The sequence below is a fragment of the Pseudomonas sp. MEJ108 genome (genome assembly GCF_030208985.1).
Taxonomy (GTDB): domain Bacteria; phylum Pseudomonadota; class Gammaproteobacteria; order Pseudomonadales; family Pseudomonadaceae; genus Aquipseudomonas; species Aquipseudomonas fragariae.
Window position 1 is genome coordinate 1 of record NZ_JARVSW010000024.1, and the last position, 20,309, is coordinate 20,309.

Below are 20,309 nucleotides of genomic sequence, written 5' to 3' on the forward strand. Positions count from 1 at the left end.
AGTTCGCTCCTACAAAAGCCTGTGAGCACCTGTAGGCGCGAACTTGTTCGCGAAGACGATATTGCAGACGCAGAAATTACATCGAGTGTAACTACCTATTCGCGAACAAGTTCGCTCCTACAAAAGCCTGTGAGCACCTGCAGGAGCGAACTTGTTCGCGAAGACGCTATTGCAGACGCAGAAAGTGCATCGAATGTAACTGCCTTCGGACCAGCCCGCTCCTGCAAAAAGCGCGGCATTACTTCGTCATGGAGTTGGTACGAGATCATCAGGTCTACAAAACACAAAGGCACCCGCTGAGGGTGCCTTTGTGTTTGTGGCGCTTGAGACGTTCAGGTCAGAACTTGTAACCCACGCCCACCATGTACACCCACGGGTCGATGTCCACGTCGACCTTGGTCTTGCCGACGGCCAGGGCTGACGGGCCGTCCACGGTTGCTTTGGTGTCGATGTCGACGTACCAGACCGAGGCGTTGAGCAGCACGTTGTCGGTGATCATGTAATCCATGCCCAGCTGTGCGGCCAGGCCGACCGAGTCTTTGAGCTTGAGGTTGCTGAAACCCTGATCCTTGCGGTTGCCGGTCAGGTCGGTATCGAAGAAGGTGGTGTAGTTGATGCCCACGCCGGCATACGGCTGGAACTTCGACGATGGTTCCATCGGGTAGTACTGCAACGACAGCGTCGGCGGCAGTTGTTTGATATCGGCCAGCTTGCCATCCAGGCCAGGCCCGAGGCCTTTGACCGACACGGTATGGCTGAACGGTGTGGCGGCCAGCAGCTCGATACCGACGTGCTGGGTCAGCATGTAGGCGAAGGTCAGGCCCAGCTGGTTTTCGCCGTCGACAGTCGCTTTGGTGCCGGAAACCTTGGCACCGTCGAGGCGCACTTCGCCGCTGTCTTCATTGGGTTGAACGTGCGCGACACCGGCGCGAACGATGAAGTCGCCAGGCTGGTAGGCGTGTGCCGCGACCGGGGCAGTAAGGGCAAGCGCGACAAGGGACGCGCGTAACAGATGCTTGTGCATGGAGGCTCCAGAGATCAGTCAAAATTTATGGGCGTAATGTTAAAGCGCTGTCGAGCGGCGACTTTGACTCAGCTCAATGAAATCGCTGGGAACCTCGTCATCCTTATGAATCCGGCAACTCGTAGACAAGAATCTTGTCTGCCTGCATCTGATAGCCCGCTTCTGCCAGTTCGCTGGAAGACGACTTGGCCTGCATCGGTCCTTCGATCCAGTACGGCTGATACAGCTCATCGACCTTCACACCCAGCTCGCTCGTGACGTGCACGATCTGGTTCGCCGGTGGCGGCGGCACATGGATGCAGGCGCCGAAATACGGCACCAGCAAAAACTCCGTCACCCGGCCTTCCTCACTGACCTCGAGCGGCACGATGTAGCCCGGTAAACGCACCAGTTTGCCATCCAGTGCCTTGACCACCGGCGCATGCGGCGCCAGTTGGTGGGCCGCAGGCGCTGCCTCCATGGCCAGTGCATCGGACAGCTTGGACATATCGTGGAGCGGAGCCGTTACCGGCTTCACCACAGGTGCATCGGGTGGAATCATGTCATTCCAGGTCAGCTCACGCGGCTCGGCGGCCCACACTTGAGTGGTAACCGAGAACAGCAGAGTGAGTAGCATGCGCCGCATCATGAAGGTCCTCATAAACGAATCGACAGTCCATCGGCCAGTGACTGCCTGTAGGCTCGCCAGGCTGGCACGGTTCCCATCAACAGCGCGCAGCCGAGAATGGCACCGAGTAATGTCCATTCATATTGGCCAGGTGGCATAGACGACAGGTACAGACCGTAGTTGTCGAGCACGTAGTCGCGGGCCACGAAGATGCCGATATAGAGCAGCGCAAGGCCGCTGATGACACCCGCCAGCGCCAGGGCGAAGGCTTCGAGTATAAGCAGGCTTGCGATATGCCAGGGGCGCGCGCCGACCGAGCGCAGGATGGCCATTTCCCGGCGCCGTTCATTGAGGCTGGTGAGAATCGCGGTCAGCATGCCGATCAGCCCGGTCAGCACCACGAACAGCGAAATCACGAACAGCGCCTTTTCCGCCGTGCCCATCAGGCTCCACAGCTCCTGCAGTGCCACGCCGGGCAGAATCGCCAGCATGGGTTCGCCACGGTATTCGTTGATCTCGCGTTGCAGGCTGAAGGTGGAAATCTTGCTGTTCAAGCCCAGCATGAACGCGGTGATCGCAGTCGGCGTCAGGTCCATGTTGCGCGCCTGATCGGCTGAAATGCGCTCGTTGCCGCGTGCCGGGGCGCCGTTGTGCCAGTCGATATGAATGGCTTCCATGCCGCCCAGGCTGATATGCAGCGTGCGGTCCACCGGCGTACCGGTCGGCTTGAGGATGCCGACCACGGTGAACGGTTTGTCGTCATGCTTGACCAGGCTGATCGCCGCTACACCGTGCGCCAGCACCAGTTTGTCGCCCAGCTTGTAATGCAGCGCCTTGGCGACCTCCGAACCCAGCACCACTTCAAAGGGATCGGTCTTGAACTCGCGTCCTTCGGCCATTTCCAGGTGCTGCTGGCGACCGAACTGGTAATGCTCGAAATACGCCTCATTGGTGCCCATCACCCGATAGCCACGATGGGAGTCGCCCAGCGAAACCGGGATCGCCCACTTGACCTGTTTGCTGTTGGCGAAATGCTCGAAGCTGTCCCAGCGAATGTTGTTGGTGGCATTGCCGATGCGGAACACCGAGTACAGCAACAGGTTGATCGAGCCCGAGCGTGCACCGACGATCAGGTCGGTGCCGCTGATGGTGCTGGCGAAACTGGAGCGCGCTTCGGTGCGCACCCGTTCGACGGCCAGTAACAGGCAAACCGACAGCGCAATGGCGAAGGCAGTGAGGAATGCAGTGAAACGGCGGTTGGCCAGGCTGGCCATGGCCAGACGAAACAGATACATCTCAAATCTCCACGGCGACGGCGGCGCGATTCAGGTCGCTCAGCGACAGATTGCGATCAAACAGCGGTGCCAGGCTCTGGTCATGACTGACAAACAGCAGGCTGGCCCCGGCCTCGCGGCACTCGGCGAACAACAGGCGAATGAACGCCTCGCGCGAGTCCGCGTCCAGCGCAGACGTAGGCTCGTCGGCAATCACCAGTTCCGGTTGACCGATCAGCGCGCGGGCGGCAGCGACTCGCTGTTGTTGGCCGATCGACAGCGAGTCGGCGCGGCGTGTCAGCATCGCCGGATCTTTCAGACCCAGGTGGGCGAGCAGGGTGGTGGTCGCTTTCTCGACGCTGCCGTGGCGTTGCCTGGCACGCTCGGCACGCACGCTGGAAAAGTGGCAGGGCAGTTCGATGTTTTCCCGCACCGACAAAAACGGCAGCAGGTTGAACTGCTGGAAGATGTAGCCGGTGTGATCGACGCGGAAGCGATCACGCGCGGCCGAAGAGAGCGCCGACAGGTCCTGGTTCAACAGGCGAATGCTGCCGCTGACCGGTTTTTGCACACCGCCCAGCAGGCCCAGCAGCGTGGTTTTACCGCTGCCACTCGGGCCTTTGAGGAACACGGTTTCACCGCTTTGCAGGCGGAACTCGGGGATGTCCAGCAGTTGCGGGTGGCCGGGCCAGTTGAAGCGCAGGTCCGACAGTTCGATCAGTGCTTGGGTCATGGGCTGACTCACGCTCGGTTGGAAATTAAAAGACCGGGCCAGGCCCGGTCGTTGTGCCGCAGGGTGCGATCAGAATTTCAGCGTCGGGTTGGCTGCGATCACTTCTGCGCCCGACTGGCCGCCTGGCGAAATCAGTTGTACCTGAAGCTTCTTGGTGTCGGGAAAGGTTTTGAAGATTTGCGACAGGTCGAGCTTCTTCAGAATGGCCGGTGCGTCACAGACGAACTTGTAGTGACCGTGGATTTCACTGTGCTCGTGATGCTCGGCATCGCCAGCGTCGGCATGCGCGTCGTGATCGTCATCCTTGTCACCAAACAGCGGGCTTTCCAGCTTCACCGAAGTGGCCGAGCAATTGGCGGCATCGGCAATGCTGAACAACGCGTTGGGCTTGAGCAGCAATTCGCGGGCCTTGGCGACTTTGGCCTTGTCTTCATCCGAGGTCGCAACGTGTTCGAAGCCGACGATGTTCATGGCCGGACTGTCGAATTCGAATTCCAGCGTCTTGCCTTCCAGCACCACATCGAGACGCCCTACGCCATGCTCGTGCGCGCCCAGGCTGCCATGTTCATCGCCATGATCGTGGTCGTGTTCTTCAGCCGCGTGCGCAGCAACGAGTGGCAACAGGGCGAAAGGCAGGGCGAGTAGCAGACGGCGCATAGCGGGCTCCAGAACAATAATCGAGAAAAACTGTTATGTGATCTTATAACAAGTAGCGTTCTGCGTGGACGTGTTTTTATCCAGGCGCCGGGTGACCGGGCTGCAGCAAAGCACCATCGACGAGTTTATCGGGAATACCCCGTGCAGTGCTTATGCCTAAGTAGTCTCACACTTCGCGTTATCAAGTCCTACTCTGGAAGATGAAAATCGCTACACCTGCGCCGGATGCGCAGGAAAGATTTTCATCGCCAGCCGGGACCTGCGCTCGACCTGGGCCGAGCGCGACATCAGGGAAGATACTCATGAACAAGCTCCATTCGAACAGAGAAGTCCTGCGTGCGGTGTACAAGGATATGACACGCATCACCGAATTCGCCGACGCTGACATCGTGCTGCACAAGGCGGATCAAGGCGCTGGCGGTGGCTTGTCCATAGCCGTTGGCAAGGAGGCCGTGCTTTCCCACCAGATCAATCTGATCAGACGCACGCATCAGACCCTGTACATGGATGTCCACGACATCGTCGCCAACGATCACTTCGGCTCGGTGCTGGGCGAGATGCGCGCCAGTTGCGAGGGCCGGAAAATCATCATGCCGTTTTGCGGCCTGTGGCGGTTTCGCGATGGCCGAATTATCGAGTACTGGGAAAACGTCTACGACGTGCGGGCGCTTGGCAATTTCATGAACGGCAAGGAGCCGGTCCTCAATCAGTGGCGTTACGGTTGATCATGGGAATGCGCGCCAGCCTGTGGGAGCATGTACGCCTGACTGTCAGCAGGTGCACATCATGTTGCGTATTCGTGGAACCGTAGGCCAGTGGCCGGTGGATTTGACCCTAGAACTGGACGAAGGAGACTGGGCACAACTGGGCGCGCAGCTCAAGGGCGTGGCCCCGGAGGCGCCAGCCGCCGTGGCCGAGAGCACGCCGCTCAACCAGGACGACAGGCTCTGGCAAGTCGCTCAGGAATTGCTGCGCAAGGCCGGGCAGATGAGTGGGCCGGATCTGTTGGGGCAACTGGAAGGGTTGGCGGGCAGTACCGCTGCGGGCAAGCATCTGCTGGTGCGCTTGCGTCACTCGGCGAACGTGAAAGTCGAGAGCGGCGGGGATGCGCCGCTGTACAGCTGGGTCGAAGCGACGTGACCTGACGGCTTTCAATAACAACAGGCACCCGAGCCGTGCCTGTTGCTTTTTACCTCAGTACAGCGCGGCAAACAGTTTGCGGCGGTAGGCCGTGACCAGCGGGTGCTCGTTGCCCAGCAGGTCGAATACCTGCAGCAGCGTCTTGTGCGGCAGGCCCTCGGCGTAATTGCGATTGCGGATGAACAGCTTGAGCAAGCCCTCGAGCGCCGCTTCGTACTGTTGACGCGACAACTGCTGAATCGCCAGTTGCAGCGCCGCTTCATCGTCCTGCGGGTTTTGCGCAAGACGGCTTTTCAGTTCGGCGGCGTCCGGCAGGGTCGCGGCTTGCGCGAGGAACGTCAGCTGGGCCTTGGCGCCGGCGAGTTCGGCCTTGTGCGCATCACCGGTGACCGCATCCAGCACAGCCTTGGCCTCGCTCAGTTCGCCACGTTCTGCCAGGCAGCGCGCATACAGAATCAGCGCGGCGCCATTGGTGTTGTCTTCGCCCAGCAGCACCTTGAGCTGTGCTTCGGCTTCGGCGAAACGACTTTCCGCAAACAGCGCCTGTGCCTGCTTGAGCGGGTCGGCGGCTGGCGGTGGCGGCATGACCACGTGCTGGTCGAGAATCTTGCGGATTTCCGACTCGGGCTGGGCACCGGCAAAGCCATCTACCGGCTGGCCGTCCTTGAACAGCACCACGGTCGGCAGGCTGCGAATGCCGAAGCGCGCCACGATGTCCTGCTCGATGTCGCAATTGACCTTGGCCAGCAGCAGCTCGCCCTGATAACTCTCGGTGATTTGCTGCAGCAGGGGCATCAAGACCTTGCAGGGCGCACACCACTCGGCCCAGAAATCCACCAGCACCGGCTGGTCGAAGGACTTGTCGATCACCAGTTGATCGAAGTTCGCGGCGGTTGCGTCGAAGATGTAAGCAGTTTCCTGGCTCATTGCACGTCTCGAAGAATCTGAATGCTGCCAACTATAAAGCCCGCAGGGCAATGCTGAAAGCGGTGTCGTCTATTGGACATGATCGTGCCCACACTCATTGCTATTGATGCTGGCCGAAGGCCGTGGGAGCGAACCGGGCGACGCTTCGCTTGTTCGCGAAAGGGGTGGAAAGCTCTCTGGAAATTTATCGTTTGAACGACCGTCTTCGCGAACAAGTTCGCTCCTACAAAAGCCGTTTAGCTGAGCAATCCCGGACTGTTATTTAGCGCTCACCGCGCCGCGTGATAGAGGCTCACGTCGCGAAACTCGTGCGGTTCGGCCAGGTCCGGCAGGGTGTGGGCATGCAGCATCGTCAGACGCTGGTAGGCAGCGTGTTTGAAGTCGCGCACGCGGGAATCTGCCACCAGTGCCTCGCGGCCCCGGGAGAGAAACTGATCAAGCAACGGCAGGTTGGCGCGGTCGTAGAGCACGTCGGCGACCAGAATCAGATCGAAGCGGTCCGCCTCGGCAAAGAAATCCGTCGAGTAACGCAATGACACCTGATTGAGTTCGGCATTGGCCCGGCAGGCAGTGAGCGCCAGTGGATCGAGATCACAGGCCACCACCTCAAGCGCCCCGGCCCTGAGCGCGGCAATGCCCGCTACACCCGAGCCCGCACCGAAGTCCAGTACCCGCTTGCCGGCCACCCAGTGCGGGTTTTCAGCCAGAAAACGCGCCAGGGCCAGGCCGCTCGCCCAGCAGAAGCTCCAGTACGGTGGTTCTTCCAGAATGCGCCGCGTTTCCTCCGGGCTGAAGGCGCGGTCCATGTTGACATCGTCGATCAGCCACAGCTTCAGCTCGGTGCCCGGCAGCGCAGTGACTACCAACCGGGCGTCGCCAAGCAGTTCGCTCAGCGCGTGTTGCAGATGCTGCGGAGCGATCATGGCGCCTTGACGAACTGCAACTGCCCCAGGGCCTGAGTCACCGGCTGATCGATACGCATTGATGGCAGGTGCAGGATCAATTGCCCGGACTTGCTGGCGCGGCCACGCAACTCGACACGTCCGCCGACCGGAAAGGCTTCCGGGTTGAAGCGCAGCTGGAACGGCAATGATTGACCGTTGCCCTTGAGCAGGGTGTTGGTCAGCAGCTTCTGTGGACGCCCGCGCTCGTCGATGACCAGCATTGCCAGCTCGACCTCGGCGCCGGCCGGCACGCCCAGCAATTGCCCGCTGAGTTCACGTTGGTACGGTTGCAGTGGCCCTGGCCCGGCGGGCAGCTTGATCGAGGGTGCGACCGGTGGCGGCGCAGCCGGTTTCGGCGCGTCATTACTGCTGCACGCGGCCAGCAAGCCGATGAAGCAGAGTAGAAAAGCGGGGCGTAACGTCATCAAAAGCTCCACAAGACAAAATTCGAAAGGCTGGGGGACGCCAAGCGTGCAGTATTACCGAGCCCGGACAATTTCACACCGCTTTAATGTGCGTCTATATACCGTAAACCCTCAGCCTTGTCTTGCCAGCAGGATGCGCTAACATGGCGCTCCTCATTCTTTTGTTGCCAGCCACCATGCACTGTCCCTTCTGCGGTGCCAATGACACCAAAGTCATCGACTCCCGCCTCGTCGCCGAAGGCGAGCAAGTACGCCGCCGACGCGAGTGCCTGGCCTGCGGCGAGCGCTTCACCACGTTCGAAACGGCCGAGCTGGTCTTGCCGCGTCTGATCAAGCAGGACGGCAGCCGCCAGCCTTTCGATGAAGAAAAACTGCGCGCCGGTATGCAGCGGGCGCTCGAAAAGCGTCCGGTGAGTGTCGAGCGCCTGGAAGCGGCCCTGGTTCACATCAAACACAAGCTGCGCGCAACCGGCGAACGCGAAGTCAAATCGCTGGTGGTGGGTGAGCTGGTGATGACCGAGCTGCAGAAGCTCGACGAAGTGGCCTATATCCGCTTCGCTTCGGTGTACCGCCGCTTTCAGGACCTCAACGAATTCCGTGAAGAAATCGATCGTCTGGCCCGCGAGCCGGGCAAGGAATAAATGCATTGCTGACTGAACAGGCGGCTCTCGACGTTCATTACATGGCGCGAGCACTCGAGCTGGCGCGCAAGGGGCTGTACTCCACGCATCCCAACCCGCGAGTCGGCTGCGTGATCGTGCGTGAAGGCCGGATCGTTGGCGAAGGCTGGCATGCGCGCGCCGGTGAACCGCATGCCGAAGTGCATGCCTTGCGCCAGGCCGGCGAGCTGGCCAGAGGCGCGACCGCCTACGTCACCCTCGAGCCGTGCAGTCACCAGGGGCGCACACCGCCCTGTGCCGATGCACTGATCGAAGCCGGGCTGACGCGGGTTGTCGCAGCGATGCAGGACCCCAACCCCGAAGTTTCCGGTCGCGGCCTGTTGCGCCTCATGAATGCCGGCATCGGCGTTCAGTGTGGTGTGCTGGAAAGCGAAGCGCGAGCGCTGAACAAAGGCTTTCTCAAGCGCATGGAGACCGGCCTGCCGTATGTGCGGGTCAAAATGGCCATGAGCCTGGATGGCCGAACGGCGATGGCCAGCGGGGAAAGCCAGTGGATCACCGGCCCCGAGGCGCGCTCTGCCGTACAGCGCCTGCGCGCCCAGTCGAGCGTGGTGCTCAGCGGTGCCGACACGGTGCTGGCCGACAAGGCTCGTCTCACCGTACGCCCTGATGAACTGGGGCTCGATGCCGAATTGACCGCGCTGGCCGCGGCACGCGCGCCGTTGCGCGTGTTGATCGACGGCCGTTTGCGTGTGCCGCTCGATGCACCGTTCTTCCAGGCAGGCAGTGCGCTGGTCGTGACCTGCGCTGCTGCGTCGGCGCGAGGTCGCTATCAGGAGGAGGGCCACGAAATGCTCGCGCTGGCCGACAGCGCCGGTCATGTGGACCTGCGCAGGTTGATGGGCGAACTCGCAGCGCGGGGCGTCAATGAAGTGCTGGTCGAGGCCGGTCCGCGACTGGCGGGGGCTTTTGCGCGGCTCGGGCTGGTCGACGAGTTTCAGCTCTTCATTGCTGGCAAGTTTCTCGGCTCATCGGCCCGTCCGCTGCTCGATCTGCCACTGGCGCAGATGAGCGAAGCGCTGGAACTGAACATTGTGGAAATGCGTGCTGTCGGTAATGACTGGCGAGTCATCGCTCTCCCTGTGCGCACACCCGGCGTATAATTCCCGGCTTTCGCCTTGCGCGCAGCCCTTGTTCTCCCGGAGGACCCATGTTTACCGGCATTATCGAATCCATTGGCAGCATCCGCGCCCTGACTCCCAAAGGCGGCGACGTCCGCGTTTATGTGGAAACCGGCAAGCTTGACCTGACCGACGTCAAACTCGGCGACAGCATTGCCGTCAATGGCGTATGCCTGACCGCCGTCGAATTGCCCGGTGATGGCTTCTGGGCTGACGTCAGCCGCGAGACACTGACTGTCACCGCCTTTGTCGACCTGAAGAGCGGCAGCCGGGTCAACCTGGAAAAGGCCCTGACCCCGACCACACGTCTGGGCGGCCATCTGGTCAGCGGCCATGTCGATGGCGTCGGCGAAATCGTCGCCCGCGCGGATAACGCCCGTGCCATTCAGTTCACGGTGCGTGCGCCACGTGAACTGGCCAAATACATCGCCCACAAAGGCTCGATCACGGTCGACGGCACCAGCCTGACCGTCAATTCGGTCAACGGCGCGGAGTTTGAACTGACCATCGTGCCTCATACCTGGAGCGAAACGATCATGGCCGACTACCAGCCCGGCCGTAAGGTCAACCTGGAAGTCGATCTGCTGGCGCGTTATCTGGAGCGCCTGCTGCTGGGTGACAAGGCCGCCGAGCCGGGCCACGGCACGATCACCGAAAGCTTCCTGGCCGAGAACGGCTACCTCAAATCCTGAATTGATTGAAGGGGGTGCCGCGTGGCGCTCAACAGTATCGAAGAACTGGTCGAAGACATTCGCCAGGGCAAGATGGTCATCCTCATGGATGACGAAGACCGCGAAAACGAAGGCGACCTGATCATGGCCGCCGAATGCGTGAAGCCCGAGCACATCAACTTCATGGCGCGTTTCGCCCGTGGTCTGATCTGCATGCCGATGACTCGCGAGCGCTGCGAAACCCTCAAGCTGCCGCTGATGGCAGCGCGCAACGGTTCGGGTTTCGGCACCAAGTTCACCGTTTCCATCGAAGCCGCCGAAGGCGTGACCACCGGCATCTCGGCAGCCGACCGTGCACGCACGGTGCAGGCCGCCGCTGCCAAGGACGCCAAGGCCGAAGACATCGTCAGCCCTGGGCATATCTTCCCGCTCATGGCTCAGGCGGGCGGCACCCTGGCGCGCGCCGGTCATACCGAAGCGGCCTGCGACCTGGCGCGCATGGCCGGTTTCGAGCCGACGGGCCTGATCTGCGAAGTCATGAACGACGACGGCACCATGTCGCGTCGCGCCGAACTCGAAGCATTTGCCCTGCAACATGACATCAAGATCGGCACCATCGCCGACTTGATTCACTACCGGATGATCCACGAACGTACCGTTCAGCGGATTGCCGAGCAGCCGATGGACAGCGAACTGGGCAGTTTCAACCTGGTGACCTACCGCGATTCGGTCGAGGGCGACGTGCATCTGGCGCTGACCCTGGGCACCATCTGCGCCGAAGAGCCCACGCTGGTTCGCGTGCATAACATGGACCCGCTGCGTGACCTGTTGATGGTCAATCAGCCCGGCCGCTGGAGCCTGCGCGCCGCCATGCGCGCGGTTAACGAGGCGGGCAGCGGTGTGGTGCTGCTGCTCGGTCACCCGCTGGATGGCGATGTCTTACTGGCACATATCCGCGAAACCGCCGGTCAGCAACCGATCAAGACGCCGACTACGTACAGCACGGTCGGTGCCGGTTCGCAGATCCTTCGTGACCTCGGTGTGCGCAAAATGCGCCTGATGAGTTCGCCGATGAAGTTCAATGCGATATCCGGTTTCGATCTGGAAGTTGTAGAATACGTGCCCTCCGAATAAATACTGGCAGGTCGGGGCGTGTGAAAGATGGTTTTTCGCAGGTTTTGGCCTGGCAGGCATGATTCGTGGCCTAATATCCCTCAAAGTCCGCCCCAAGGCGGGCTTGCTCTTTAATACGAGACTCACCGAATGACCTTGAAGACCATCGAAGGTACCTTCATCGCCCCCCAAGGCCGCTATGCCTTGGTAGTTGGCCGTTTCAACAGCTTCGTCGTGGAAAGCCTGGTTAGCGGTGCCGTTGATGCGCTGGTACGCCATGGTGTGAGTGAAAGCGACATCACCATCATCCGTGCGCCGGGTGCGTTCGAGATTCCACTGGTTGTGCAGAAAGTTGCCCAACGCAGCGAGTTCGCGGCCATCGTCGCACTGGGTGCAGTGATCCGTGGCGGTACTCCGCACTTCGAATACGTGGCAGGCGAGTGCGTCAAGGGCTTGTCCCAGGTGTCCATGGAATTCGGCGTGCCGGTCGCTTTCGGCGTATTGACTGTCGATTCCATCGAGCAGGCCATCGAGCGTTCCGGCACCAAGGCTGGCAACAAGGGCGCTGAAGCTGCCCTGTCCGCCATCGAAATGGTCAGCCTGCTGTCGCAGTTGGAGGCCAAGTGATTTCCGACGATACCGACCAGTTCAACCCGCGCGACGCCAAATCGCCGGAAGCCGCCAAGGGCAAGAGCGCCAAACGTCGCGAAGCGCGTCAGATGGCAACTCAGGCCCTGTACCAACGGCACATGGCTGGCCACGCGCTGAACGAAATCGAAGCCCAGTTCCGTGTCGACAATGACTTCAGTAACGTTGACGGCACTTACTTCCGTGAGTTGTTGCACGGCGTGGCAACCAACCAGACCGAGATCGACACCGCTCTGAAGCCTTGCCTTGACCTGACCATCGAAGAACTCGATCCGATTGAGCTGGCGATATTGCGCCTGTCCACCTTCGAACTGCTCAAGCGCATCGACGTGCCTTATCGCGTGGTGATCAACGAAGGCATCGAGCTGGCGAAAGTCTACGGCTCCACTGACGGCCACAAGTTCGTCAATGGCGTGCTGGACAAGCTGGCGCCGCGCCTGCGTGAAGTCGAAGTGAAGGCCCACAAGCGCTGATTCGCGCCTGACCTTCATGGGAGAGTTCGAGCTGATCCGCAATTACTTCGCCGCCGCGCCCTGTGCGCAGGCGGGCGAGGAAGTTGCCCTGGGGATCGGCGATGACTGCGCGCTGCTGGCGTTGGCGCCCGGCGAGCAGTTGGCGATCTCGACCGACACCCTGGTTGCCGGGGTGCATTTTCCTGATGTCTGCGACCCCTTTCTGCTTGGCCAGCGTGCGCTGGCAGTGTCTGCCAGTGACCTGGCGGCCATGGGCGCCAGGCCTGTCGCGTTCACCCTTGCCCTGACCCTGCCGCAGGTCGATGCCGACTGGCTGCAGACCTTCGCTCGCGGCCTGAACCAGATGGCGCAAGGCTGTTCGCTGCGTCTGATCGGTGGTGATACCACGCGCGGTCCCTTGAGCCTGACCCTGACAGTGTTCGGCGCTGTGCCGGCCGGATCAGCCCTGACCCGCGCGGGTGCCGAGGCGGGTGACCTGCTGTGTGTCGGCGGCACACTGGGTGATGGCGCCGGTGCATTGCCGCTGGTATTGAAGCAGCGCAGCGCCGAACCCTCGATCGCCGAAGCATTGCTGGCCCGCTACTGGTCGCCCCAACCGCAACTGGCGCTGGGCCAGGCCTTGCGCGGCAGGGCGACGTCGGCGCTGGACATCTCCGATGGGCTGCTGGCCGACTGTGGGCATATCGCCCGCGCTTCGGGTGTGCGTCTGGTGGTCGAGCGCGACAGGCTGCCGATGTCCGATCAGTTGCTGACCTTGTTCGATCTGCCCTCAGCCCGACAGGCCGCGCTGAGCGGTGGTGATGATTACATCCTGGCCTTCACCCTGCCTTCCGAACACTTGTCGGCGTTGCTGAAAGAAGGCTGGCCGGTGCATGTCATTGGCCGGGTAGAGCAGGGGCAAGGCGTCGTGCTTGTCGACGACACCGGGCAAGACGTCACACCCGACACGCGTGGCTACCAGCATTTTGGCGGTGAGCAGTGAGCGGATGAGCACTTCTATCTATCGAACTTTATGATCTAAATGCCCGAGAATTCACCCTGAGCGTCTGCAGGAGCCTGCTGTTACAATGCAAATCTTGCGAATTTCCAGTCTTCATACTGATCAGGAGCACACGGTGCCCGTCGTCTTTGTCGCCGCTTCCAAACTGCCCACTCCCTTTGCAGAGTTTGCCATGCACGGCTTTATCGAGTCGGCAACCGGCCGTGAACATGTCGTCCTGAGTCTGGGCGATGTGGCGGACGGTGAGCCGGTTCTGGGTCGCGTACATTCCGAATGCCTGACCGGCGACGCCCTGTTCAGTCAGCGTTGCGATTGCGGCTCTCAACTGGAGGCTGCCCTGCGCGCCATCGCCACCGAAGGGCGGGGCGTACTGTTGTATTTGCGCCAGGAAGGGCGCGGTATCGGTCTGATGAACAAGATCCGCGCCTACGAGCTGCAGGATGGCGGTGCCGATACGGTTGAAGCCAACGAGCGTCTGGGCTTTGCTGCCGATCAGCGTGACTACGCGATCTGCCTGCCGATGCTTCAGCATCTGGGCGTGCAGTCGCTACGGCTTATGACCAACAACCCGCGCAAGGTCAAAGCCTTGACCGAGATGGGCATCAGGGTCGCTGAGCGCGTGCCTCTGCACACCGGGCAAAACCCGCACAACCGCCTTTATCTCGCGACCAAGGCGGGCAAGCTGGGGCACATGATGGGTAACGAACATCAAAGCGAGGTCGGTCCCGCGTGACACGCAGCGAGGTTCGTCAAAAGCTGGAGATGCAATGGTGGCGTCAACTGGGCCTGACCCTGGCGCCATTGCTGGTGGTCTGTGTCTTTTTCGGTGCCAGCGAGCCGCTCATTCCGGTGTTGGCGCTCCCGCTGTTCATCGCCGGGATAGGCTCGATGTTCGTCAGCCTGAAACCCTTCGGCGCGTACAAGCGCGCGTTGGCCGTCACCCAGGCTGCACTCGATACCCCCGAGGAGCCGGCAGCATGGCTGAAACTCGCTGCCATCCGCCGCCTGGCCTTTCTGGCCGCCGGGTTGCCTGCCTGGATCGCCGCCATCGCGGTGCTGTTCGGTCTGCATCCGTTGCCGGTCTGCCTGCTGGCGTTTGCCAGCGCAGTGCTGCTCTACCTGTACCGCATTCCTGTGCTTTCACGCTGATCATGCCCAGCTGAAGCGGACACGAGCAGCGCGAAACTCCCTCAGGCTGCCAGCAACCATACTCCCGCTGCCGCAGAAGCTGCACCGGCGATACGCACCAGCGGTGCTGCCGCCTGCGGCAACACGCGAACCACTGCATAACCCAGCGCATGCAAGGCCGCGGTCGCTGCAACGAAACCTGCTGCGTAGGCCCATGGGCTGGACATTTCCGGCAGTTCAAGGCCATGCGCCACGCCGTGGAACAAGGCGAACAGGGCTGTTGCGGCTACCGCCAATGCCAGTGGCGGACGTACTGCCAATGCCACGGCCAGGCCCAGAGCCAGTACCGATGCTGCAATGCCGCTTTCCAGCGCTGGCAGGTTCAGACCTTCAAAGCCCAGCATGCCGCCGACCAGCATGGTGCCAACGAAGGTGCATGGCAGCGCCCAGCGTGCCGAACCTTGTTGCTGCGCAGCCCACAAGCCGACGGCAAGCATTGCCAGCAAATGATCCAGCCCGCCGATCGGGTGGCTGATACCGGCGATCAGGCCGTTATCGCCATGACCGGGGTGAGCCAGCGCCAGAGTCGGGACCAGCAACAGCGCGAGGGCGCCAAGGGCTTTTTTGTAATTCATCGACGGGTTCCTTTTGGTTGTGAATTCAGGCGGCCGCAGTCAGCAGGCCCTGGCGCTCAATGAAGGCAATGATCTGTTCCAGACCCTGACCGGTTTTCTGATTGCTGAACACGAACGGCTTTTCGCCACGCATCCTGCGCGTGTCGCTGTCCATCATCTCCAGTGACGCGCCCACCAAAGGGGCGAGGTCGATCTTGTTGATCACCAGCAGGTCGGACTTGCAGATGCCCGGACCGCCCTTGCGCGGCAGCTTGTCGCCGGCCGACACGTCGATTACGTAGATGGTCAGGTCGGAAAGCTCCGGGCTGAAGGTCGCGGAAAGGTTGTCGCCACCGGACTCGACGATGATCAGGTCCAGGCCTTCGAAGCGGCGATTGAGTTGGTCGACCGCTTCCAGGTTGATCGAAGCATCCTCACGAATGGCGGTATGCGGGCAGCCGCCGGTTTCAACGCCGATGATGCGCTCTGGTGCCAGTGCCTCGTTACGCACCAGAAAATCGGCGTCTTCACGGGTATAGATATCGTTGGTCACGACGGCCAGGTTATAGCGGTCGCGCAATGCCAGGCACAGCGCCAGGGTCAGCGCCGTCTTGCCGGATCCGACCGGGCCACCGATTCCGACACGCAGAGGTTGGCTGTTCATTGAGTTCTCCATAAGGACTGATCAGGACCGGAATAACCGGCTGTATTGACGTTCGTGCGCCATGCTCGCCAGGGACAGGCCGAAGGCTGCACTGCCGGCATGGCAGGGATCTTGTGCGCTGGCACTGACCTGCGCCTGCTGCAATAACGGCAACAGCTCGCTGGTCAGGCGCTGGGCGGCTTGCTGGCCCAGCGGCAGGGTTTTCATCAGCACCGCCAGCTGGTTTTCAAGCCAGCTCCATAGCCAGGCGGCCAGCGCATCCTGCGGGCTGATCTGCCAGGCGCGTGCGGCCAGCGCCCAGCCAAGGGCCAGGTGCGGCTCGGCAGTCTGCTGCAGAAAATGGCGTGCATCACGATCCAGTTCAGGCAGGCCATTGAGCAACTGCTTCAAGGAATACCCCATCTGCCGACTTTCCAGATGCAGCTCGCGGGTCTCGCGGCTGGCGCGATGCTGTTCGCTGACTTGCAGCAACTGGCCCCAGTAACCGGCTGCCGCCGCCTCGCAATGAGCCAGCAGCAGGGGCGCCTCGAAACGCGCGAGATTAAGCAACAGTTGATCGCCGATCCAGCGGCCCGCGGTCTGCGGGTCCACCACAATGGATTGCTCCACTGCCATTTCCAGCCCTTGCGAATAGCTGTAGCCACCGATAGGCAACTGCGGACTGGCCAGGCGCAACAGCGCCCAGGCGCTGTTCACTTGCGCACGCCGAACTGGTGCATGCGCGGCGGATAGTTGAAATCCTCCTCGCCTGCGCGCGAGTGATGATGCCCGCCGCCGTAGGCGCCATGTTCCGGCTGGAACGGCGCTTCGATGGTGTCGACAGTAGCGCCCAGTTGGTCGAGCATCGCCTTGAGCACGTAATCGTCGAGCAGGCGCAACCAGCCGTCGCCGACTTGCAGGGCCACGTGACGATTGCCAAGGTGATAGGCCGCGCGGGTCAGTTCGAACGTGCTGCTGCACGTGACATGCATGAGTTTTTCGGGACGTGCGCAGACACGCACGACACGGCCGTCCTTGGCCTGCAGAAACTCGCCATCGCGCAGGGGCGACTGGCCGCGTTGCAGAAACAGGCCAACGTCTTCGTTTTCCGCACTGAAGCAGCGCAGTCGACTTTTGCTGCGTGCCTCGAAATTCAAATGCAGCTCGGCGGCCCATTCGGCCTGAGGTTCGATTCGGTCGTGAATCACCAGCATCAGATAGCTTCCAGCCAATTGCGATGCTTCAAATCAGAGCAAGGGGCTTGCCAACAGTGCAGCTTGTAGGGAAAAGGCTGACAGAGGCAGGTGATGCGAGCATTGGCGGGCTTATCAGTGATCTTTTATGGTGCGCAATCAAGTTCGTGCTTTAAGTTGGTGCGTAGTGTGGTGGTCAAGATAACGTTAATAATGAGACGGTTAACGCCGCAGGACGGAGTACAGCGTGCTGACGCTCAATCATGACTGCCCAGCCCCCGCCAGTGCCGTGCGCCGATGAAGATGAAGCGCAGTTGCTGGGTGATCTTCGCCTGAGGGGTCAGGTGCGGGGCGAGTGAGGCGGGGGGCGGGTCGATCAGTTCCGGCAGCATCGCAAACACGCTTTTCACCACCAGATCGGCGATGATCGATAGTGCATCGGCATTCAGATGCTGCCATTTGGGCATCTTTGCCAGATCGGCCGTAAGGTCGGCGCTGATGCCTTCGCGCAGCGCTCCGAGCGCCTGGCGCACCTTCAAGGAGCCGCCGTATTGTTCGCGCGCCAGAAACAGGAACTGCGAGCGGTTGGCCGCCACGCGTTCGAGGAATATCTTCACCGACGCACGAATCAGCCCGCCCATGGCGAATTCGTTGTGGCGCACCAGCCGGATGGTCTCGCGAAAGGTCTGGCCGACCTCGCTGACCAGCGCCAGCCCCAACTGGTCCATGTCTTCAAAGTGCCGGTAGAACCCGGTCGGCACGATGCCCGCCGTGCGCGCCACTTCGCGCAGGCTCAGGCTGCCGAAGCCGCGCCCGCTCTCCATCAGTTGATGGGCAGCATCGAGCAAGGCTCTTCGGGTCTGTTGTTTCTGTTCGGCGCGGGGCAGCATGGCTCAAACGATTCTTGGATTAGGCTGGGATGCACTTTAGCAAATGCGCTTTACCTGCGTCGAAAGGGTTTTCAGTCAGGCTCCTTGACCAGTAATAGTGCATGAGTGCTGGCCTTCGATGCATTTTCGTATTCAAATCAAACCCTCGGCGCGTTTGTCAGTCGAATATTCATGTCGTATTCAGCGCGCCAGGGTCGGGGCGCTGTTTTCTGGAGAGTCACGCATGACGCGCAGCCGCAAGATTTTCGCCTGGACAGGTGCCACGTTGCTGGTGGTGCTGGCTATATTGGTCATTGTGATTGTCACTTTCGACTGGAACCGCATCAAACCCACCCTCAACGCGAAAGTCAGCGAAGCGCTGCATCGTCCGTTCGCCATCAATGGTGATCTGGATGTGCGCTGGACGCGCGAGCCCGAACTCGGTGGCTGGCGCGCCTGGGTGCCGTCGCCGCATTTTGTCGCCGACGACCTGAGCCTGGGTAACCCCGAGTGGTCGAAGACCCCGCAGATGGTGACCCTCAAGCACGTCGAATTTCGTCTCTCGCTGCTGCCGCTGCTGGCGCAGCAAGTGGTTATCCCGCGCATCGACCTGACCGGCCCCGAGGCCCGGCTGGAGCGCCTGGCCGATGGTCGCGCCAACTGGGTCTTCGATCTGCCCAAGTCCGACCCGAATGCCGAGCCCTCCAAATGGGTGATGGACATCGGTGCGATCAAGTTCGACAAGGGGCTGGTGAGCTTCAACGACCAGAAACTCAACGCCAATCTGGACGTCGTGATCGACCTGCTCGGCAAGCCGGTCCCGTTCAGTGAAATCGTCGGCAGCAAGGAAGCGCAAAAGGCTCAGGAAAAGGGCGCAGTGCCGCAGGACTACGCATTCGGTCTGGCGGTCACCGGCCAGTATCACGGTCAGAAGCTGAGCGGCACCGGCAAGGTCGGCGGTCTGCTCGCGCTCAAGGATGCCAATCAGCCGTTTCCGGTGCAGGCTGACGTGAAGGTCGGTGACACCCATGCGGTGATCGCCGGGACCCTGACCGATCCACAGAACCTGGGCGCGCTGGATCTACGCCTCAAGCTTTCCGGCGCGAGCCTGAGCAATCTGTACCCTCTGACTGGCGTGACCCTGCCGGATTCTCCGGCGTACTCCACCGATGGCCGCCTGATCGCCAAACTGCATGATCCGGCCGGCGCCAGCTTCCGTTACGAAGGCTTCAACGGCAAGATCGGCAACAGCGATATCCATGGTGATCTGGGCTTCGTCGCCAGTCAGCCCCGGCCCAAGCTGAGTGGCGTGCTGGTCTCCAACCAATTGCTGTTCAGTGATCTCGCGCCGCTGATTGGTGCGGACTCCAATGCCGCGCAGAAAAAGCGTGGTGGCGAGAGCAAACAGCCTTCGGGCAAGGTTCTGCCGGTAGAAGAGTTTCAGACTGATCGCTGGCGGGCGATGGACGCCGACGTGGAGTTCACCGGCAAGCGCATCGTGCAGAGCCCGGACCTGCCGTTCACCGACCTCTACACCCATCTGGTTCTCGACGATGGTCAGTTGAGCCTCGAGCCGCTGCGTTTTGGTGTGGCAGGCGGCAAGCTGGACGCGGATATTCGCCTGAACGGGCAAAACAAACCGATGCAGGGCCGGGCAAAACTGTCGGCGCGTAATTTCAAGCTCAAGCAGCTGTTCCCGACCTTCGAACCGATGAAAACCAGCTTCGGTGAGCTGAACGGCGATGCCGACATCAGTGGGCGCGGCAACTCGGTCGCAGCCTTGCTGGGGACTGCCAACGGCGAAATGAAGATGCTGGTAAACGACGGTGCAATCAGTCGTGGCCTGATGGAAATTGCCGGGCTCAACGTGGGCAATTACGTGGTCGGCAAGCTGTTCGGCGACAAGGACGTGAAGATCAATTGCGCGGCCTCGAACTTCGGCATCAAGGACGGGCTGGCGACCAGCCGGCTGTTTGTCTTCGATACCGAGAACGCCATTATCTACATCAACGGCACCGCGAACCTGAAAACCGAGCAACTGGACCTGCAGATCAATCCGGAATCCAAGGGCTTTCGCGTGTTCTCGCTGCGTTCGCCGCTGTACGTCAACGGCCCGTTCGCCAAGCCCAACGCAGGCGTGCAGTCTGGCCCGTTATTGCTGCGCGGAGCCGGCATGGTCCTGCTCGGTGCAACCGTAGGTCCTGTTGCCGGTTTGCTGGCGCTGGTCGCCACTGGTGACAGCGAGCCCAATCAGTGTGGCCCGCTGCTGGAGCAGATGCGCACCGGCAAGGCGCCGAAGACGGTGAAGTAACCCTCCATCTCTCGTGCCAGCGCTCCGCGTTGGCGCGCACGTGGATGGACGCAGAGCGTTCAGACATGCATTCCCATGCTGGAGCATGCAGAACGATGTTCACGCATCTGGCTT

Annotated in this window: 25 protein-coding genes; 12 read left to right on the forward strand and 13 right to left on the reverse strand. The window is 61.3% G+C overall.

Features of this window, described 5'->3' with window-relative positions; translation table 11 throughout:
- Positions 1–337: 337 nt before the first annotated feature.
- The 5 genes from QRN50_RS12755 to QRN50_RS12775 form a co-directional block, all read right to left on the reverse strand.
- The gene (locus QRN50_RS12755) at positions 338–1,024 is read right to left on the reverse strand and encodes an OmpW/AlkL family protein (RefSeq protein ID WP_003400347.1); all 687 of its coding nucleotides are present in this window, start codon (positions 1,022–1,024) and stop codon (positions 338–340) included.
- A 103-nt stretch (positions 1,025–1,127) separates the two neighbouring features.
- On the reverse strand, positions 1,128–1,652 hold the full coding sequence (locus QRN50_RS12760; protein ID WP_004412093.1) for a DUF3299 domain-containing protein: 525 nt from the start codon (positions 1,650–1,652) through the stop codon (positions 1,128–1,130).
- An 8-nt stretch (positions 1,653–1,660) separates the two neighbouring features.
- On the reverse strand, positions 1,661–2,926 hold the full coding sequence (locus QRN50_RS12765) for an ABC transporter permease (protein ID WP_003317058.1): 1,266 nt from the start codon (positions 2,924–2,926) through the stop codon (positions 1,661–1,663).
- A 1-nt stretch (position 2,927) separates the two neighbouring features.
- Positions 2,928–3,638, reverse strand: a complete 711-nt coding sequence (locus QRN50_RS12770; protein WP_032654143.1) for an ABC transporter ATP-binding protein — start codon at positions 3,636–3,638, stop codon at positions 2,928–2,930.
- Positions 3,639–3,707: 69 nt separating this feature from the next.
- Complete coding sequence (locus tag QRN50_RS12775; RefSeq protein WP_003400340.1) at positions 3,708–4,295, reverse strand: DUF2796 domain-containing protein; 588 nt, start codon at positions 4,293–4,295, stop codon at positions 3,708–3,710.
- Positions 4,296–4,597: 302 nt separating this feature from the next.
- On the opposite strand from QRN50_RS12775, the gene QRN50_RS12780 reads away from it, so the two are divergent.
- Together QRN50_RS12780 and QRN50_RS12785 are read left to right on the forward strand one after the other, a co-directional pair.
- Complete coding sequence (locus QRN50_RS12780; RefSeq protein ID WP_003400338.1) at positions 4,598–5,020, forward strand: nuclear transport factor 2 family protein; 423 nt, start codon at positions 4,598–4,600, stop codon at positions 5,018–5,020.
- 61 nt (positions 5,021–5,081) lie between these two features.
- Positions 5,082–5,435 (forward strand): hypothetical protein, encoded by a 354-nt coding sequence (locus QRN50_RS12785; RefSeq protein ID WP_058399419.1) that lies wholly within the window; start codon positions 5,082–5,084, stop codon positions 5,433–5,435.
- Positions 5,436–5,489: 54 nt separating this feature from the next.
- Here QRN50_RS12785 and trxA read toward each other — a convergent pair whose 3' ends face one another.
- The 3 genes from trxA to QRN50_RS12800 all read right to left on the reverse strand — a co-directional run bounded on the left by trxA (position 5,490) and on the right by QRN50_RS12800 (position 7,731).
- The gene (gene trxA, locus QRN50_RS12790; RefSeq protein WP_024638220.1) at positions 5,490–6,362 is read right to left on the reverse strand and encodes a thioredoxin; all 873 of its coding nucleotides are present in this window, start codon (positions 6,360–6,362) and stop codon (positions 5,490–5,492) included.
- A 269-nt stretch (positions 6,363–6,631) separates the two neighbouring features.
- Positions 6,632–7,285, reverse strand: coding sequence for a class I SAM-dependent methyltransferase (locus QRN50_RS12795; protein ID WP_096127288.1), 654 nt, complete (start codon positions 7,283–7,285; stop codon positions 6,632–6,634).
- Entirely contained in the window at positions 7,282–7,731 is a 450-nt protein-coding gene (locus QRN50_RS12800; RefSeq protein ID WP_003419544.1) for a lipoprotein, read from the reverse strand. The genes QRN50_RS12795 and QRN50_RS12800 overlap by 4 nt, the downstream gene beginning before the upstream one ends.
- A 176-nt stretch (positions 7,732–7,907) precedes the next feature.
- Between QRN50_RS12800 and nrdR the strand changes: the two genes are divergently transcribed.
- The 9 genes from nrdR (at position 7,908) to QRN50_RS12845 (ending at position 14,586) form a co-directional block, all read left to right on the forward strand.
- The gene (gene nrdR, locus QRN50_RS12805) at positions 7,908–8,372 is read left to right on the forward strand and encodes a transcriptional regulator NrdR (RefSeq protein WP_003317051.1); all 465 of its coding nucleotides are present in this window, start codon (positions 7,908–7,910) and stop codon (positions 8,370–8,372) included.
- Between the two features lie 41 nt (positions 8,373–8,413).
- Entirely contained in the window at positions 8,414–9,514 is a 1,101-nt protein-coding gene (gene ribD / locus QRN50_RS12810) for a bifunctional diaminohydroxyphosphoribosylaminopyrimidine deaminase/5-amino-6-(5-phosphoribosylamino)uracil reductase RibD (protein ID WP_153222310.1), read from the forward strand.
- Between the two features lie 47 nt (positions 9,515–9,561).
- A complete protein-coding gene (locus tag QRN50_RS12815) occupies positions 9,562–10,224 on the forward strand; it encodes a riboflavin synthase (protein ID WP_003317049.1) in 663 nt (220 codons plus the stop codon).
- Positions 10,225–10,245: 21 nt separating this feature from the next.
- Positions 10,246–11,337: a bifunctional 3,4-dihydroxy-2-butanone-4-phosphate synthase/GTP cyclohydrolase II gene (gene ribBA, locus QRN50_RS12820; RefSeq protein ID WP_003400327.1), complete on the forward strand. Its 1,092-nt coding sequence runs from the start codon at positions 10,246–10,248 to the stop codon at positions 11,335–11,337.
- 129 nt (positions 11,338–11,466) lie between these two features.
- Positions 11,467–11,943, forward strand: coding sequence for a 6,7-dimethyl-8-ribityllumazine synthase (gene ribH, locus QRN50_RS12825; RefSeq protein WP_002555427.1), 477 nt, complete (start codon positions 11,467–11,469; stop codon positions 11,941–11,943).
- A complete protein-coding gene (nusB, locus tag QRN50_RS12830) occupies positions 11,940–12,437 on the forward strand; it encodes a transcription antitermination factor NusB (RefSeq protein WP_003400324.1) in 498 nt (165 codons plus the stop codon). Before ribH ends, nusB begins: the two co-directional genes overlap by 4 nt.
- A gap of 16 nt (positions 12,438–12,453) precedes the next feature.
- Complete coding sequence (thiL, locus tag QRN50_RS12835; RefSeq protein WP_096127289.1) at positions 12,454–13,419, forward strand: thiamine-phosphate kinase; 966 nt, start codon at positions 12,454–12,456, stop codon at positions 13,417–13,419.
- 133 nt (positions 13,420–13,552) lie between these two features.
- A complete protein-coding gene (gene ribA, locus QRN50_RS12840) occupies positions 13,553–14,170 on the forward strand; it encodes a GTP cyclohydrolase II (RefSeq protein WP_003419520.1) in 618 nt (205 codons plus the stop codon).
- Complete coding sequence (locus QRN50_RS12845) at positions 14,167–14,586, forward strand: hypothetical protein (RefSeq protein ID WP_024640907.1); 420 nt, start codon at positions 14,167–14,169, stop codon at positions 14,584–14,586. Before ribA ends, QRN50_RS12845 begins: the two co-directional genes overlap by 4 nt.
- Before the next feature lie 41 nt (positions 14,587–14,627).
- On the opposite strand, the gene QRN50_RS12850 is transcribed toward QRN50_RS12845, so the two are convergent.
- From QRN50_RS12850 to QRN50_RS12870, 5 genes are all read right to left on the reverse strand, one after another.
- Complete coding sequence (locus QRN50_RS12850; protein WP_003400315.1) at positions 14,628–15,200, reverse strand: HupE/UreJ family protein; 573 nt, start codon at positions 15,198–15,200, stop codon at positions 14,628–14,630.
- A 25-nt stretch (positions 15,201–15,225) separates the two neighbouring features.
- Positions 15,226–15,843, reverse strand: coding sequence for an urease accessory protein UreG (ureG, locus tag QRN50_RS12855; RefSeq protein WP_003368915.1), 618 nt, complete (start codon positions 15,841–15,843; stop codon positions 15,226–15,228).
- A gap of 21 nt (positions 15,844–15,864) precedes the next feature.
- A complete protein-coding gene (locus tag QRN50_RS12860; RefSeq protein ID WP_003400313.1) occupies positions 15,865–16,539 on the reverse strand; it encodes an urease accessory protein UreF in 675 nt (224 codons plus the stop codon).
- Positions 16,536–17,036, reverse strand: coding sequence for an urease accessory protein UreE (gene ureE / locus QRN50_RS12865; protein ID WP_003347894.1), 501 nt, complete (start codon positions 17,034–17,036; stop codon positions 16,536–16,538). Before ureE ends, QRN50_RS12860 begins: the two co-directional genes overlap by 4 nt.
- A gap of 236 nt (positions 17,037–17,272) precedes the next feature.
- Positions 17,273–17,905 carry a TetR family transcriptional regulator gene (locus QRN50_RS12870; RefSeq protein ID WP_002555418.1) on the reverse strand — a complete coding sequence of 211 codons (633 nt, stop codon included), beginning with the start codon at positions 17,903–17,905 and terminating at the stop codon, positions 17,273–17,275.
- Positions 17,906–18,128: 223 nt separating this feature from the next.
- Here QRN50_RS12870 and QRN50_RS12875 point away from each other — a divergent pair, with 223 nt between their 5' ends.
- Positions 18,129–20,195 carry an AsmA family protein gene (locus QRN50_RS12875; RefSeq protein ID WP_024659640.1) on the forward strand — a complete coding sequence of 689 codons (2,067 nt, stop codon included), beginning with the start codon at positions 18,129–18,131 and terminating at the stop codon, positions 20,193–20,195.
- The last annotated feature ends 114 nt before the right edge of the window (positions 20,196–20,309 follow it).

Bases quoted from the DNA above. Each gene is read 5' to 3' on its own strand.
- ribD (WP_153222310.1), top strand. From the start codon at position 8,414: ATGGCGCGAGCACTCGAGCTGGCGCGCAAGGGGCTGTACTCCACGCAT.
- QRN50_RS12795 (WP_096127288.1), bottom strand. From the start codon at position 7,285: ATGATCGCTCCGCAGCATCTGCAACACGCGCTGAGCGAACTGCTTGGC.
- nrdR (WP_003317051.1), top strand. From the start codon at position 7,908: ATGCACTGTCCCTTCTGCGGTGCCAATGACACCAAAGTCATCGACTCC.
- QRN50_RS12775 (WP_003400340.1), bottom strand. From the start codon at position 4,295: ATGCGCCGTCTGCTACTCGCCCTGCCTTTCGCCCTGTTGCCACTCGTT.
- QRN50_RS12875 (WP_024659640.1), top strand. From the start codon at position 18,129: ATGACGCGCAGCCGCAAGATTTTCGCCTGGACAGGTGCCACGTTGCTG.
- QRN50_RS12785 (WP_058399419.1), top strand. From the start codon at position 5,082: ATGTTGCGTATTCGTGGAACCGTAGGCCAGTGGCCGGTGGATTTGACC.
- thiL (WP_096127289.1), top strand. From the start codon at position 12,454: ATGGGAGAGTTCGAGCTGATCCGCAATTACTTCGCCGCCGCGCCCTGT.
- QRN50_RS12760 (WP_004412093.1), bottom strand. From the start codon at position 1,652: ATGATGCGGCGCATGCTACTCACTCTGCTGTTCTCGGTTACCACTCAA.
- trxA (WP_024638220.1), bottom strand. From the start codon at position 6,362: ATGAGCCAGGAAACTGCTTACATCTTCGACGCAACCGCCGCGAACTTC.
- ureE (WP_003347894.1), bottom strand. From the start codon at position 17,036: ATGCTGGTGATTCACGACCGAATCGAACCTCAGGCCGAATGGGCCGCC.
- ureG (WP_003368915.1), bottom strand. From the start codon at position 15,843: ATGAACAGCCAACCTCTGCGTGTCGGAATCGGTGGCCCGGTCGGATCC.
- QRN50_RS12800 (WP_003419544.1), bottom strand. From the start codon at position 7,731: ATGACGTTACGCCCCGCTTTTCTACTCTGCTTCATCGGCTTGCTGGCC.
- QRN50_RS12780 (WP_003400338.1), top strand. From the start codon at position 4,598: ATGAACAAGCTCCATTCGAACAGAGAAGTCCTGCGTGCGGTGTACAAG.
- ribH (WP_002555427.1), top strand. From the start codon at position 11,467: ATGACCTTGAAGACCATCGAAGGTACCTTCATCGCCCCCCAAGGCCGC.
- QRN50_RS12770 (WP_032654143.1), bottom strand. From the start codon at position 3,638: ATGACCCAAGCACTGATCGAACTGTCGGACCTGCGCTTCAACTGGCCC.
- QRN50_RS12755 (WP_003400347.1), bottom strand. From the start codon at position 1,024: ATGCACAAGCATCTGTTACGCGCGTCCCTTGTCGCGCTTGCCCTTACT.
- QRN50_RS12850 (WP_003400315.1), bottom strand. From the start codon at position 15,200: ATGAATTACAAAAAAGCCCTTGGCGCCCTCGCGCTGTTGCTGGTCCCG.
- QRN50_RS12765 (WP_003317058.1), bottom strand. From the start codon at position 2,926: ATGTATCTGTTTCGTCTGGCCATGGCCAGCCTGGCCAACCGCCGTTTC.
- QRN50_RS12870 (WP_002555418.1), bottom strand. From the start codon at position 17,905: ATGCTGCCCCGCGCCGAACAGAAACAACAGACCCGAAGAGCCTTGCTC.
- QRN50_RS12815 (WP_003317049.1), top strand. From the start codon at position 9,562: ATGTTTACCGGCATTATCGAATCCATTGGCAGCATCCGCGCCCTGACT.